Genomic DNA, 15,110 nt, shown 5'->3' on the forward strand with positions numbered 1-15,110 from the left:
TCTTCCGGGAGGATTCCAGCCATTTGTCCAGTTCGTCCCTGTAAAGGCAATATCGTTTGCCGGGCTTGGTGGCGGGAATGCTTCCCTCCGACAGCTTCATGTAGAGCGTGCCTTTGGGAATGCCCAGATATTCCGCCGCCTCTTCCACTGACATGGGGACATGGGTGTCCACCGCCCTTGCGTTGTTCACACTGCGCTGCTCAGTAAGCAGGCTTCTAAGGCTCATCACCTCGTCCCGAAGCTGAGCCACAATCTCCGGGAGGTCGTTGAATGTAATCACTGTTTTTTCCATTTGCGTACTCGCCTCTTTTGTAAGGCTTGGCGCAAAGGACTGGAATGATACAGCCGTGAATATCTCCACGAAAGGTCATTGCAAAATAATTCCCGAATAACGATGCCCAACCGCAAATGACGGGTAAAGTTATTCGGGAATTATTGTATAACAGAGGATTATGAGTTTTGGCTGTTTGTCGTTATTATCGTGATTACTCTAAAACAGGCTTAAATCCGCTTCTCCTGCACATAATCCGCAGGATAATGGAAATCCAGTCTGCCGTTTTCAGGCTCGTCAATGGGAATCAGTGTCTTTAACGGCTCTACCTTGAAGTTCTTGATGGTAGCTATGTCCGTATCGGCAAACTCCCGTGGGAAAAGGGTGCTGATGAAGCGGGCACGGTTATCCCCCGTGTAGTATTTCTTGTACATGAAACGCTCGGAGATATTCCACACGAAATGGCGGAGCGGAATGTTTGAAATATCTTTGGTCAGCCGCCCTTTTATCGGCTTGGGCTTGTAACTGTGGAGCCGCATCCAGTTGTTGACCTCGGCACAGATGTGGTTCACGGTCTCCTTGTCAGCAATACGGGGCATGATGAAATGGATGTATTCCATGACCATAGCGATGCGCTCCTCATTTTCCCGCTGCTCCCTGTCCTCGTAATCGGCACGGTTCTTCTCGTGAAGCTCCGGGGATATGGCAATCTCTGTCGGTTTTATATCCGGGGTCGCTTCTCCACCTGTTGGCATTGATGCCGATATTACAGGCTTGTGTGCATCTTGGGACTGGTCTTCCTGAATTTCTGTGATTTCGGCAGGTGTCTTTTTCCTGCCGAACTTGATTCTGTAGATTTCGTATGTATCGAAAATGACTGTCTGGAAGGAGAAGTAGAGCAGCCACCCCAACAGGTTGCTGCACACAAAGACTATCAGCCTTACAAAGGTATCTTGGTTGAATTTCTCAGCGACAATCAGTGTCGCTATGGAAGATATTAGGAGGATGGCAAAGCCGACAAATCCTAAAATGATATGTTTGTCTTTTACGGACGGTTCCATATTCTTTGTCTTATTCGGTTGTTACTTGTTACTGTTTTCGCAAATTTAATAGTCTTCTTTCAATTATTACTCATTATCCTTTGTCAGTGGTTTCTTTTTCAATGTTTTTCACCAAATGTCCGGAATCATACTCAATTATCATACTTTAAGTACCAACCAAAATAAAAGGAACGGTTAAAGCTCCAAACAATAACCGCTCCCTCTGAATATCATGGATTTTGAACCGCCTTACGCTTCCTTGCGTTTCAGGGTTATCTTGTCCACGACCTCGCACATCTGCTGTGCCGCCATCTTGGAATAAATCTGCGTGGTGGTAATGTTCTTGTGTCCCAGATAGGCTTGGATGACAGCCATGTCCGTACCCATTTCCACGTGCAGGCTTCCGAATGAATGCCGGGTGCAGTGAAAGGTTATCTTCTTGGTTATGCCTGCCGCCAAGAGCCAGCGTTTGAGTGGTCCTTGCAGCATCTTGTCCTTGAAACCGTCAAAGATAAGTCCCTCGTGCCGTTCCCCAAGCAGTCCGTAGGCTTCATCGCTGATGGGGTTGTGTACAATCTGTTTGGTCTTCTGCATACGGGTGGTCACGAACATCTTGCCGTTGGTGTACGGCTGTATCTGCTGCCAAGTGAGCTGCCTGATGTCGCTCTTTCTTAGTCCGGTCAGACAACCGAAAAGGAACGCCCTTTTCAATACCTCTTCCTCACAAGGCGTTTCGGCAAGCCGTATCAGTTCCTCTTGGCTCAGATGTTCCCTCATGGTGGGAATGCACTCGATGCGGTCTAAGAATCCGTTTGGGTTCTCCTTTATCTTCCTGTCCCGGTAGGCGGTGTGAAGTACCGCACGGAAAGCCGACCAGTAGCCCGCCGCAGAATTGATATGCAGCTTTTGGCTGGTGTGTATGGATTGTGGGGCGTTAAGCAGATATTCCATGAACTTGCGGCACAAATCCACGTCCACCTCCTCAAAGGTGCATTTGCCGTTCACGAACCGCTCGAAATGTTTATAGACGTGCTGCCACTTGATATTCTTCCTGTCTGCCAACCCCTTGAAGTAGGCGAGGAAATCGCCTTTCATCTTGGCTTTGTCAAAGAAGCCGTTGTTCTCGTTGAAGATGGCTTCATAACGCCTATTACGCAGTATCTCCGCTTTTTTCATCATGCGTGCGTTGAAATCACGCTCCTGCTGGTTGGCAGGTTTGGCGAAGATGTAAATTCCAAGAGCTTCACGTGTAATCACCTTCATGGTGGTGTTGTCACGGTAGCCGGGATAATAGTCCAGACACAGCGAATACTGTGTTCCGTTCTTAATCTTGCGCTTGCGCAAGGTAACTGTCTTGCATTTGCTCATATTGATGATGTTTTAAGTTGTACATTTTCGGGGGTGTTCCCGTGTTTACGGTGGCAAAGGAACAACGTGAAACAACCGTGAATACCTCCACGACAATCATTTTGAAATAATTTTCCGGCAATGTCGGTTGCTCACGGTTGTTTCTCCCTTTCAGCCATGACACGCTCCACATCGGAGCGTAAAAGCAGGTTTTTCACGCCTACTTTTATCTTTTCGATGTGCTTCACCTTGACGATATGGCTGATGTTGGCGGAGGAAAGCCCGTAAATCTGCCGGACTTGCTCCACGGTGTAGTAGCGTTCATCGTTCACGAGGTCTGTCCTGCGGAGTTCGTCCAGATGGGATTTGGAGTAATAGGTGCGCCCGTATTCTCTTTTGGTCGGTATCTTGTGGCGGTAGGCGTATGCCCGGAGTGCGGAGGGTTTCATGCCGAACAGTTCTTCCGCTTCTTCAATCAGGAGCCAATCGGTGATATTGCTTGTATCTATAGCCATACCGAAGAACTCGTCAACGTGTTTCTTGCTGTAATAGTTTTTCCCTGCGATGCGGCAGATGGGAATGCGGTTGCGCTTGGCTGTGGTATAGAGCCACGACTGCCTGACCTTGAAGAGCGACATCACCTCCTCGCCAGAATAGAAGTCCAGCACTTCATAGGTTTCCTTTTCCCTTTTTTCTTTTTTGGCAAGCGGGGAAGATGAAGCGGACTTTCTCGGAGTGGAAGTACTGCCGGGCAGGACACGGTGGTAGGGATTGCCCTCCAGCATCCGCTCGATGTCTGTCTTGCGGATAAACGCCATGCGGTTGCTGATACGTGAGGCTTTCAGTTTGCCGAGGGCTACGAGTTTATAGATGTACTGTCGGGAACAGCCCATGAGTACTGCTGCTTTGGAAAAGGTGAGATACTCCTGATGCTGTATCTCCATCAAGGGGCGGACAGCTTTGAAGAGGTTGTTCTTCTGTTCCGTTCTAGCTCGTTTGGCTTCCGCCTGACAAGCCTCGCTGCAATATTTCTGTACCCCGCTCCGGGTTACAAATGACTTGCTGCAAAAATTGCATTTTCTGGTTGTTTTCATGCTGCTTTTATCGTTTACTGGTTCATTCCTTCAATCGTATATCTCTGAAATGGTGAACGGATGTAAACGGAGGTCAACCGTTGTCGCCTTTCTGCACAATGTTACTATTGCTGCATATCAGGGCGGTTGTTGTCGCTCATCGTAAACGGTTGTAAACCCTTGTCAACTGTCCGCACGATGTGGCAAAAAACAAGCTCCGCAAATTCTCCACGTCAGAAATACGTCTCAAAAATATGTGGAAATTTGGGAAGCATCAAAAAGCAGCCGAAAAGTGTTAATTTTTAGAATATTCTGATAGATAAAGACTTACGCTTGAATATTTCTGGTTATTTTTGGTTGTTTTGAGATTCTAAATACATAAAATAAACTATTCTTAATATGAAAATGAAATCACTATTAGGGATTATGCTTTCCCTGAGCATTCTACAGTCCTGTCAGAATGACGAAACCAATGGCATCCAAAATGAAGTGAACAAAAATGGTATAACATTCATGTCACTCATAGATGACACTAATAATTCGCGTGCATACGATACCTCCTGGGAGACAAACGATGTCATCGGAGTTTTCATGCTTGCCAGTGAAAATAAAAATATACTGGAAACAAACGTACCCTATGTGACATCAAAAGGAGACGGCTATTTTATCAGTCAAAACCAGCCCATGTATTATCCTGAAAATAATAGCACTGTTGATTTCATTGCATATTACCCGTATAATGAAAATACAAATGATCACACTAATTATACTATCAACCTCAGTGATCAGACTAAACAAAATGCTATTGACCTGATGACTGCTGTAAACCTGACAGGACGTGACCAGACTTCTCCACAAGGTAATCTGCAGTTCAAGCACCTGCTGGCCAAATTGGTATTAAACCTGAAATCTACTTCTGGAAGTTCACTGAAAGGGATCAAGGCTTCTATCAGCGGACTTAAAGTAAAAGGAACAGCCAACCTGTCCAATGGTTCAATCACTCCTTCTGGTGAAGCAAGCGCTTTCTCCTTATACATAAATGAAGAAGCTACCCAAGCGGAAGCTATCTTGCTGCCACAAAATCTGAGTGAAAGCGTAAAAATCAAACTGGAGTTCAACGGACAGAGTCAAGAAATTGATACCAAGCTTTCTGGAAGTATTGAACAAGGCAACAAATATACATACAATGTAAATATAAATTACCAAGGAGGAGAAATTACAACTGATCCGCAAGCCCAATACACAAAATGGGCAGAAACTCCATTAATTACTGAATCTCAATTAGCTAAACCTAATATCAAATACATTATTCATTACACTGGAGAAACTTATCAGAACAGTACACTCAACGGTGTCGAAATTCGTAATTACAGTATGCTGTATGATACGGATTTGAAAATGGCTTATTGGGTGGCATATCCATTATGCTCATGGTATTTGGGAGACAGCGGACGTACCGATGCATGGGGATATAATGATAAATTAGCAGAAAACCTACAACCCAATTTATTGAAAGGCATCTCCGGATATGACCGGGGACATCAAATTCCCAGCGGCGACCGGACACGTTCAAACTCGATCAACAGCCAAACCTTTTATTACACCAATATGACTCCTCAAATAGGACAAAAAATGAATCAAGCTATTTGGGCTGACCTGGAAAGTGCTGTAAGAGGATGGAGTAGCGCCACAGATACATTATATGTAGTAACCGGAGCCATGCCTACGACCCAGACAGACCAAACAATCAAATATGTACAAGATAATGACGGGAAAAACATGGCTGTTCCCAAATACTACTTTAAGGCATTGGCACGAAAAATAAACGAACAGTTCCAGACAGTAGCCTACAAACTGGATAACATATCCTACAGCCACAGAGATTATAATGTAGGAATACTATCCGTTAAGGAACTGGAAGAAATAACGGGATTCACATTCTTTCCTGATAAGCCAGAAATCACTGAAAGCATTAAAAGCCAAAAAACAAGCTGGAAATAAAATAATCATGTTCACAAAAAATAAATTAGTATGAAAATCTCGAATCTATTGTACACAGGGGCATTGTCAACCCTAGCTCTAATGAGCTGTACAAACAACGACGACCACAGTGACTGGTACGGAAGCGAAGGCATCGTTTTCACCACAACTATTCAGTCTAGAATTTCAGATAATGTCTGGAATGCAAACGATGAAGTAGGTATCTACATGATGAATGCAGGAAATGGAATTGAGGCTGCTACTGCACAAAACAAAAAGTATATTGCACAAACCAATGGAACCCTGACTGCCGCCTCGGGCAACGGCATCTATCTTCCGGAAAGCGGAAGCGTGGACTTCATTGCATATTATCCTTATACTACGAATGTAAGTGGCAATAAGATTGCAATCAACGTATCGGATCAAAGCAATCCGGCTGCTATCGATTTGATTTATTCAAATGGAACTAAAGGAGTGGAAGCTGCTACTGCCACAAACATCAGCCTGGGCTTTACACACCAGTTAGCCAAACTGACTCTGAATGTTACCAAAGATGAAACAATTGAAACCCTTAACGGGCTGAACGTTAATATGAAAGGTATCACTACAGAAGGTGAATTTAACTTGGTAGACGGGACCTTAACTGGCACAACAGGGACCAATAATAAGGATGTAGCAATGTATGTAGATGCGCAAGGAACTACAGCTACGGCTACAGCTATCATACTTCCAACTGCTGCAAGTACAGACCAAACATCAATTAATCTGACCTTCAACCTTAACGGACAATCATTTACCCATACGATTAGTGATGTAAGTATTTTCGAAAAAGGAACGAACGTAAGTTTCAATGCCAATCTGTCTATCAACAATGGCAAGCCAGTGGTTAGCGTAGGTAACGCAACAATCAATGACTGGGTTGAAAAACCAGGTGGAGACATCAACGTAGACTTTGACGGCGGAACTCAACCGGGCGGAGAAACTGTAGCATTAGATGAATCATTTGCTACTGGCCAAGGCAACTTCACCATTGAAGACAAGCAGCTTCCGGAAGGTGGAAGTTACGTGTGGAAACATGACACTTTCAATGATGACAATTATATGAAAGCCAGCGCTTATATCGGAGGCGCAAAAGCATCTGAATCATGGTTAGTTTCTCCTGCTATAGATTTGAGCCAGGCAACCACTGCAACTCTGACATTCGACCATACCCACAAATTTATAGGAACTCCTGTTGAGAACTTTATAAGTCTTTGGGTTACTGAAACAAGCGCTGAGAATTGGCAGCAGTTGAGCATTGACAAATACGGAACAAACAATGACTATACATTTGTAACTTCATCTGTCGATTTGTCTGCTTATGCTGGAAAAACTATCAAATTTGCATTCAAATATGTAAGTACAACCGATGCAGCCGGTACTTGGGAAATCAAAAACGTGAAAGTAGTTGCCAACGGAGAAGGAGGAGGAACAGTCGATCCTGAACCAGGAGAAGGAACTAATTTATTAACTAACCCTGGATTCGAAGACTGGACCAGCAAATTGCCAACTGCATGGGACAATGCTACATATAATACAGGAGAAATTGTAAAAGAGACCAGTATCAAACATGGTGGAAATAATTCACTGAGACAAACTTCGGCCAGTGGTACAAATAAGATTCAACAAGAAGTAGCTATCACAGCCGGCAAGAAGTATAGAATCTCTTACTGGTTCTTGGATAATGATACAAAAGCAAGTAGCCGCTATTGGTTTGCCATGGTAGGTAGTGACGGAAAAACAATTAATGATATTAACAAACAAATTCAGCAAAGCGACTACTCTGCAGACAATGCAGAATGGCAACAAGTTACAATAGAGTTCACAGCTCCTGCTGGCACTGTAAAAATGCGTTATGAAGTAAGAACTTACCGCAATATGGATAGCAATGAAGCTGGTGGATACATTTATTATGACGACATGGAGTTAGTTGAAATCCAATAACAATTTGATCCATTCCCCTCACAAGAGAACATGAAAAAGCTCTATAAAACTTTTTCATGTTCTCTTTCAACCCCTTATAAAATAACACTAAACTAACAATTATTTTTTATGAAACACAAATTACTGTTCTTCATGGCATTCTTCCTTCCTTGCCTTGTTTTTGCACAAGGAAATGTAAGCGTGAAAGGAAGTGTGATCGGAGCAGTAAGCAATGACCCTATTCCAGGTGTAATTGTGACGGTGACAGAACTGAACCGCCAAGTCACAACCGACGCGGACGGAAATTTCACCATCCGAAATATTCAGCCGGGAACTTACGTCATTCAGCTTAACTCCGTAATGATTACGCCCAAGAGTGTCTCCATTGAAGTAGAAAACTTAGGCGTAACTGAACTAAAACCTATCCGAGTAACTGAACTTAACGCAAACGAAGACGTGTCCATGATTGGTATCATTGATGCCGGTATGGTGGATGATGACGTGGAAACCTCTGGGCAGGATGTCAGCTCTACCGTGATTCTATCAAATGATATTTTCCTGAACAAAGCTGCCTATCAGCTTTCACCTGCACGCTTCTCTCCGCGTGGATACAATAGCACACAGGAAGTAAAATACATCAATGGCGTAGAATTCAACGACCAGAACAGAGGTGTATTCAACTATGCGGCAGTAGGTGCACTGAACGACATGACACGTAACGGTGATGTCACCAATTTCACAGCTCCTTCATCTTTTACTTTTGGTGAGTTAGGAGGTACGGAAAACATCAACATGCGTGCCAGCAACTATACTCCTGGAGGAAAGTTAACCTTAAGCTATACCAACCGAAACTATTATCTCCGTGGCATGTTTACCTACTCTACCGGACTGAAGGACAATGGATGGGCATTCACGACTTCTATTGGTGGACGCTATTCGAATGAAGGTAACATCGACGGTACTTTCTACAAAAACGTATCTTTTGCCTTCTCGGCAGAAAAGCAATGGAAAGGAGGAGAACATAGCCTGTCAATGGTAGCTTTTGTATCACCGGTACAACGCGGACAACAAGGTAGCTCTTACCGTGAAGTGTATGAACTGACAGGAAACTACCTTTACAACCCGAACTGGGGATATCAGGACGGGAAAAAAAGAAATGCAAAGGTAGTTACGGCATTCGACCCGACAGCTATCATTTCACACATCTGGAAAATCAACGACAACATGACGCTGACGACAGGTGTAGGAGCACATTATGCCCGCTACGGAAATACGGCACTCAACTGGTACAATGCCCCAGACCCTCGTCCGGACTATTACCGCTATCTGCCTTCCTACTTTGAAAATGAATCAACTCAAGCAAGATACAAAGAATTGTGGAGCAGTAACCAGACAAGCTTTACACAAATCAACTGGGATGATCTCTATCTGGCGAATGCCAACAACATACGCAACGGCAATGGAGCTGCAGTTTATATGCTGGAAGAACGCCGCAGTGACCTGCTGGAAACGTCATTCAACTCGACCTTGAATGCACGCATGAGCCGCCATTTCGATATCACTGCAGGAGTGGGTGCACGCTACACTCAATCACGCCAGTTCAAAACTGTAGCCGACCTGCTGGGAGCAGAATATGTGCTGGATATTGACAAGTTTGCAGAACAAGATTTCTCCGGTGATCCGGATAAAATTCAGAATGACTTGAACCGCCCGCAAAGAAAAGTATACGAGGACGGCATCTTCGGTTATAACTATAATCTGAACATTTACTCACTGAATGCCTGGGTTGTCAATCAGTATCACTCACGCTACTGGGATTATTATTACGGTATGAAACTAACTTATACCAGCTTCCAGCGTGATGGTAAGATGCGCAACGGACGTTATCCTGACAGTTCTTTCGGTAAAGGTATGCGCCACCAGTTTACAGACTTGATGGTGAAGGGAGGATTGACTTACAAGTTCAACGGACGCCACATGATTAATGCCAACATCAGCTACGGAAGTGAAGCTCCGCTGCCCAACGAAGCATACGTTTCACCGCGTATCACTGACCGTACCATTGATGATATAAAGAGCGGACGCATTCTTTCTGCCGACATCAATTACATTTTCTCAACTCCACGCCTGGCCGGACGTATCGGAGTGTTCCAAACTAACTTCTATGACCAGATGGAGCGTAGCAGTTACTATGACGGCATTGAAGGTACATTCATCAACCACGTACTGTATGGAGTAAACCGTATTCACAGAGGTATCGAACTGGGAGCAACCTACAAACTGGATGATCACTGGAGCTTTGACCTGGCAGGAACCGTAGGTGAATATTATTACAGCAACAACCCGGATGGTATCAAAAACTCTGAAAACGGAAAGATTGTAGAAAGAGAACAGGTATACATGAAAGATGTCTATGTGGGTGGAGTACCACAGATTGCCGGTACATTTGGAATCCGTTACTTCATTAAATACTGGTTCTTAGGAGCCAACTTGAATGGATTTGCACGTAATTACATTGAAGCTGCTCCTCTCCGTCGTCTGGCTTCAAGTTATACAGAAGTAACCCCCTATAACCAGTACTATGATGCTTTCAAGCAACTGACTACACAAGAACGTTTCCCAGCTGCTTATACCTTGGACCTGTCAGTCGGAAAGATTTTCTATCTGCCTGGAAGACAATCTATCAACTTCAATCTTTCTCTGAACAATGTATTAAACAAGAAAGATATCTGCACCGGAGGATATGAACAAGGACGATTCGACCTTGAACATCCGGAACGTTTTGGAGGAAAATACTATTACATGCAGGGAATTAACTGCTTCCTGAATGTGAGCTACCGTTTTTAATCATTAACCTACATAAAACTTAGAATATATGAAACTTTTAAGAAATATCAGTCTGCCACTCATTGCCTCACTCGCCCTCTTCGCTTGTGAACGAGACTATGATGCTCCTCTCTTGACAGAACCTGAATACACAGGTCCGGCAGCCAATATCACGATTTCAAAATTGCGTACAGAAAATGCAGCAGCAACTGATAAGGCTCCTATCATCATTACGCAAGACCAAGTGCTTAAAGCCGTTATCACAGGTAACGATGAGTCAGGAAATATCTTCAAGAAAATCTATCTGCAAGATGAAACAGGGGCCATTGAGATGGAAGTAGACCAAAGCAGCGTATATAACTATTATCCGGTAGGTCAGACAGTATATGTAGACCTGAACGGATTAAGTATTTCTGTATACGGTGACGAACAACAGCTAGGACATCCTGAAGGATATTTGTATCGTACACCGTGGGAAGATTTTGAAAAGCATGTAAGCAAAGACGGATGGGCTAATCCTGAAAATGCCAAACCTATTGTAATTGATGATATCAGTACAGTCAATGCTGCTCCCGATAACTATAAATTCAAATTAGTGCAATTTACCGGGGTTACTTTCCAAAATGGTGGAAATGGTATCTTTGCCCCTGAAGATGGTTATGGGGAGGAAAACATCACCGACAGCCATGGAAATACTTTAATGGTCCGTACCAGCAATTATGCCAGCTTTGCAGGTAACAAGCTTCCGGAAGGGAAAGGTAATGTAACAGGTATCTTAGGACGGTTCAGAGGTACTTGGCAGCTTACTTTACGCACTGCTGATGACGTAAGCGACTTTACCGGAAGCACTGAAGAAGGTGGAGATGAAGGTGGAGAAACTCCAAGTGGTGAAACTGTTTTATTCCAGGAATCTTTTGGAACTCCTGAAAAGAGTGGAAATTACTGGCCATATTTTAGTGACTACACTGGATTTGATAACCCAACCAGCATGTTTGAGAACACATCGGAAGAAAAAGCATCCGTACGCATTGTTAGCAATCTTACTAATGTCTGGTTCCCTGGTACAAAAGATGTAGCAATTGCTATCAAAAATATCAATGCACAAGGAAATACATCTGCTACTTTAGAATATCAAGTAGGCGCAAATGTTTATAATGCGGGAGAAAAACAAGATTTAAAAACACTGAGAGTTAAATGTAATGGACAAGAATTAACTATTCCTAGTAAAGAAGTAACCGGTGATGCCAAACAAGGAAATACTCCATTCAAAATGACGATTGAAAATGTAACAATATCTGACAATACAACTTTAGAGTTCTATTGTACCACACCAGAAAACACTTATGGTTTACGCTTATATAGCGTCAAACTCTATGTTCCAGGAAGTGGTAGCACCGGCGGTGACGGAGGTACAACCATCGAACCCACCCCCAACAACTAATGTACACACCAAACTATGAAAGTCATGAATAAACGATTACTTATTTTCACTTTGTTCATTACTTGTATATATACAACCAGTCTGTTTGCACAAGACAGACTGGGCGTCTATGCAGCCGCATTCTACAATTTAGAAAACCTTTGGGATACGGTGGATGACCCTAATAACAAGGGCGACGATGATTTCACTCCGGAAGGACAGTATGAATGGACTCAGACCAAGTACGAGCAAAAGTTACAGAATATTGCCAAGGTAATCTCTCAACTGGGAAGAGATTATTGCCCGGCAGGTCCAGCTATCATTGGTATCTCGGAAGTGGAAAACCGGAAAGTATTGGAAGACCTGACAAAAACAGCTCCAATCAGCGGAATGGGATATGAAATCGTACATTTCGAATCACCCGACCACAGAGGTATTGACGTAGCGGCCTTGTACAACCCCAAATTGTTCAAGCTGATTGACGCAAGAACTTATCCTTTCAACAAGCCAGATATGCCCAATTATAAGACACGTGATATTCTGCTTGTAAGTGGTATACTGGCCGGAGAACCGTTCCACCTGATTGTGAACCACTGGCCTTCACGTTACGGCGGTTCTGCTTCTTCTCCGCTGAGAGAATTTGCTGCCAGCATCGTGAAACACATTGGCGATTCTATCCATGCACAGAATCCGGAAGCAAAAGTGCTCATTGTAGGCGACTTGAATGATGACCCGTTCAACAAGAGCTGCAGCGAGGTACTGGGCGCTAAAAAGAATATCAAGGAAGTAAAACCTGACGGGTATTACAATGCCACTTGGAAATTGTATGATCAGGGTATCGGTTCTCTCTGCTACCAAAACCAATGGAATTTGTTCGACCAACAGATTATATCAGGCAACCTGATTGGCAAGGACCGCAGCACATTGAAATTCTGGAAGAGCGAAGTATTCAACCGTCCATTCCTGCTTCAAAAGGAAGGAAAATACAAAGGGTATCCACTTCGTACATTCTCGGGTACCACATTCCAGAATGGATTCAGTGACCACTTGCCGACCCTCACCTATTTTGTCAAGGTAATGAAGTAAGAGAAAACATATCTCTTCATAAAGAAAGCCGTTCCGTCCACACAATCGGAACGGCTTTCTTCTTTGCATTTAAAACCTCTTCGAATGCAATTTAAACTACTACGTAGTAGTGTCTCCGTTACCCCGCAGTAACAGACCGACTACTACGTAGTAATTCATTCATTACCCCGTAGTAAAATTTCCTCCAAATCATCCGGCACATAAACCATTCCGCTAAACTGCGAAGCCGCTTCTGCCGTATAACGCGCCTTGCGGGTGGATAGTGTCTTGTCTTCCGTGTGATACAGCAGTAGATTCTTCACTCCAAGCTGAGCTGCTAACCGTCCGGCATCCAAAGCCGTGCTATGATGTTTCTCGTAGGGTTTAAACCGTTCCCGGTCTTCATACAAGCAGAACGCCTCACACAGCAGCCAGTCGGCTCCTTCCGCATACATCTGGTTACATGCATTATAAGGTTCATCACCCAGACAAACCAGTGATTGTCCGTCGGGAAGACAGGTACGGAAACCAAACTGTTTCTCCTTTGTAGAGGCAATGTCAAAGCTTTCCACTTCCAGGCCGATGGCCTGAAATTTCTCTCCGCTCTTCACCTCACACAACAGTATCTCTTCTCCTAAACGGGCCACAATCTTCTTGGGCAAAGTCATCCGGCAAATCCAGTCGAGCACTTGTACCACCTTGTCATGCCCATATATACGTAGTTCGCCCTGGTACTCTCCCTTCTGAATAGCCTGAACCACCATGCGAATCATCCATATCACACCCAGTATATGGTCGGTGTGTGCATGCGTCACAAATATCTCATGAATGCCGGACAACGGGATATGTGTCTTCTGCAACTGCGACAGAATGCCGTTGCCTCCTCCGGCATCCACTAAAAAGTATTTATCCTCCCGGCACAAGGCAAAACAGGTATTGTAGCAGGCTACGGTGGCCGCATTTCCCGTACCCAGCATAATAAGTTTCATCGAATTTTCCATACAATGTATCCTTTAAAACACAGGACAAAGATACAAATTTCCTGCTTTTATTTTTTTAACACATAAGGATTCTTACCACTATCCCCTTCTTTCCTCAAAATAAGGCACCGAGATTTCAACATAAACATAAAATACAATAAGTCCCTTGCAGGAGACTTTTCCTATTCTTCACGTAAGATATTGAAAATTCGATTTTTCGGGTTGTTGTACTTTTGCCAATAAGCTTGCACGGGAAATTACCTTTTATACATATTGTATGAACTACAAAAACATCGCATCACGATATTGTATCAAATAAGATATTTACCCTATTGAACAATAAGGTTTTACACACATAAGACAGCCTATTGCATATATCAATAAAAAAAACGTCCTTTGCGGTGTAGACAGAAAAAATGCTTATGGAATACACTGAACAATTAGCCAATAATCACATCTCGGTAGACTGCGTTGTTATCGGATTCGATGGAGAGAAACTAAAGGTGTTGCTCGTAAAAAGAATGGGGGAAGAAAGTGGAGAAGTTTTCCATGATATGAAACTCCCCGGAAGCCTTATTTATATGGATGAGGACTTGGATGATGCGGCCAAACGAGTGCTTCGTGATTTGACTGGACTCAAGAACGTAGACCTGATGCAGTTCAAGGCATTCGGTTCAAAGGACCGTACCAAGAATCCCAAAGATATACACTGGCTGGAAAGAGCCGAAAAGGCCAAAGTAGAGCGGATCGTGACCATCGCCTACTTTGCCATGGTAAAAATAGACAAGACCCTCAACAAGAACTTGGATGAATACAAGGCAGAATGGGTAGCGCTGGAAGAGGTAAAGGACCTGGCATTCGATCACAATCTGATTATTGCAGAAGCCATGAAGTTTATCCGGCAGCACATCGAATTCAACCCGTCGTGTATCTTCGAACTGCTTCCACGGAAATTTACTGCTCTGCAACTGCGAATGCTGTATGAGGTGATTTACGGCAAGGCACTGGATGTACGCAACTTCCATAAGAAGATTTCCATGATGGAATACATCGTGCCGACGGAAGAATACGAACAGGGAGTATCTCACCGAGCCGCAAGATATTATCGGTTTGACCGGAAAATCTACAACAAGACAAGAAGATAAT

The 15,110-nt window shown here is 43.8% G+C and carries 11 protein-coding genes; 6 read left to right on the forward strand and 5 right to left on the reverse strand.

The features are described 5' to 3' along the window. The 4 genes from BACPLE_RS00050 to BACPLE_RS00065 form a co-directional block, all read right to left on the reverse strand. Positions 1 to 292, reverse strand: a 292-nt coding sequence (locus tag BACPLE_RS00050; RefSeq protein WP_040312278.1) for an excisionase family DNA-binding protein, incomplete at its 3' end; no start/stop codon positions are given. A 209-nt stretch (positions 293 to 501) separates the two neighbouring features. Beyond that, the gene (locus tag BACPLE_RS00055; RefSeq protein WP_007557693.1) at positions 502 to 1,332 is read right to left on the reverse strand and encodes a hypothetical protein; all 831 of its coding nucleotides are present in this window, start codon (positions 1,330 to 1,332) and stop codon (positions 502 to 504) included. Between the two features lie 228 nt (positions 1,333 to 1,560). Beyond that, the gene (locus BACPLE_RS00060; RefSeq protein ID WP_007557695.1) at positions 1,561 to 2,679 is read right to left on the reverse strand and encodes a tyrosine-type recombinase/integrase; all 1,119 of its coding nucleotides are present in this window, start codon (positions 2,677 to 2,679) and stop codon (positions 1,561 to 1,563) included. Between the two features lie 131 nt (positions 2,680 to 2,810). Continuing rightward, complete coding sequence (locus tag BACPLE_RS00065) at positions 2,811 to 3,752, reverse strand: helix-turn-helix domain-containing protein (protein WP_007557696.1); 942 nt, start codon at positions 3,750 to 3,752, stop codon at positions 2,811 to 2,813. A 378-nt stretch (positions 3,753 to 4,130) separates the two neighbouring features. Here BACPLE_RS00065 and BACPLE_RS00070 point away from each other — a divergent pair, with 378 nt between their 5' ends. The 5 genes from BACPLE_RS00070 (at position 4,131) to BACPLE_RS00090 (ending at position 13,005) form a co-directional block, all read left to right on the forward strand. Beyond that, positions 4,131 to 5,732: a fimbrillin family protein gene (locus tag BACPLE_RS00070; protein WP_007557698.1), complete on the forward strand. Its 1,602-nt coding sequence runs from the start codon at positions 4,131 to 4,133 to the stop codon at positions 5,730 to 5,732. A gap of 30 nt (positions 5,733 to 5,762) precedes the next feature. Next, positions 5,763 to 7,694 (forward strand): fimbrillin family protein, encoded by a 1,932-nt coding sequence (locus BACPLE_RS00075; RefSeq protein WP_007557699.1) that lies wholly within the window; start codon positions 5,763 to 5,765, stop codon positions 7,692 to 7,694. A 108-nt stretch (positions 7,695 to 7,802) separates the two neighbouring features. Further along, positions 7,803 to 10,520: a TonB-dependent receptor gene (locus BACPLE_RS00080; RefSeq protein ID WP_007557701.1), complete on the forward strand. Its 2,718-nt coding sequence runs from the start codon at positions 7,803 to 7,805 to the stop codon at positions 10,518 to 10,520. A gap of 28 nt (positions 10,521 to 10,548) precedes the next feature. Then, positions 10,549 to 11,940: a DUF5689 domain-containing protein gene (locus BACPLE_RS00085; RefSeq protein ID WP_007557703.1), complete on the forward strand. Its 1,392-nt coding sequence runs from the start codon at positions 10,549 to 10,551 to the stop codon at positions 11,938 to 11,940. Between the two features lie 15 nt (positions 11,941 to 11,955). Continuing rightward, a complete protein-coding gene (locus tag BACPLE_RS00090; protein ID WP_007557705.1) occupies positions 11,956 to 13,005 on the forward strand; it encodes an endonuclease/exonuclease/phosphatase family protein in 1,050 nt (349 codons plus the stop codon). A 155-nt stretch (positions 13,006 to 13,160) separates the two neighbouring features. Here BACPLE_RS00090 and BACPLE_RS00095 read toward each other — a convergent pair whose 3' ends face one another. Then, entirely contained in the window at positions 13,161 to 13,985 is an 825-nt protein-coding gene (locus BACPLE_RS00095; protein WP_007557707.1) for an MBL fold metallo-hydrolase, read from the reverse strand. A gap of 395 nt (positions 13,986 to 14,380) precedes the next feature. Between BACPLE_RS00095 and BACPLE_RS00100 the strand changes: the two genes are divergently transcribed. Then, complete coding sequence (locus tag BACPLE_RS00100) at positions 14,381 to 15,109, forward strand: NUDIX hydrolase (protein ID WP_007557708.1); 729 nt, start codon at positions 14,381 to 14,383, stop codon at positions 15,107 to 15,109. Position 15,110 lies beyond the last annotated feature (1 nt).

The organism is Phocaeicola plebeius DSM 17135 (assembly GCF_000187895.1).
Taxonomy (GTDB): Bacteria; Bacteroidota; Bacteroidia; order Bacteroidales; family Bacteroidaceae; genus Phocaeicola; species Phocaeicola plebeius.

Bases quoted from the DNA above. Each gene is read 5' to 3' on its own strand.
- BACPLE_RS00055 (WP_007557693.1), bottom strand. From the start codon at position 1,332: ATGGAACCGTCCGTAAAAGACAAACATATCATTTTAGGATTTGTCGGC.
- BACPLE_RS00060 (WP_007557695.1), bottom strand. From the start codon at position 2,679: ATGAGCAAATGCAAGACAGTTACCTTGCGCAAGCGCAAGATTAAGAAC.
- BACPLE_RS00065 (WP_007557696.1), bottom strand. From the start codon at position 3,752: ATGAAAACAACCAGAAAATGCAATTTTTGCAGCAAGTCATTTGTAACC.
- BACPLE_RS00070 (WP_007557698.1), top strand. From the start codon at position 4,131: ATGAAAATGAAATCACTATTAGGGATTATGCTTTCCCTGAGCATTCTA.
- BACPLE_RS00075 (WP_007557699.1), top strand. From the start codon at position 5,763: ATGAAAATCTCGAATCTATTGTACACAGGGGCATTGTCAACCCTAGCT.
- BACPLE_RS00080 (WP_007557701.1), top strand. From the start codon at position 7,803: ATGAAACACAAATTACTGTTCTTCATGGCATTCTTCCTTCCTTGCCTT.
- BACPLE_RS00085 (WP_007557703.1), top strand. From the start codon at position 10,549: ATGAAACTTTTAAGAAATATCAGTCTGCCACTCATTGCCTCACTCGCC.
- BACPLE_RS00090 (WP_007557705.1), top strand. From the start codon at position 11,956: ATGAAAGTCATGAATAAACGATTACTTATTTTCACTTTGTTCATTACT.
- BACPLE_RS00095 (WP_007557707.1), bottom strand. From the start codon at position 13,985: ATGGAAAATTCGATGAAACTTATTATGCTGGGTACGGGAAATGCGGCC.
- BACPLE_RS00100 (WP_007557708.1), top strand. From the start codon at position 14,381: ATGCTTATGGAATACACTGAACAATTAGCCAATAATCACATCTCGGTA.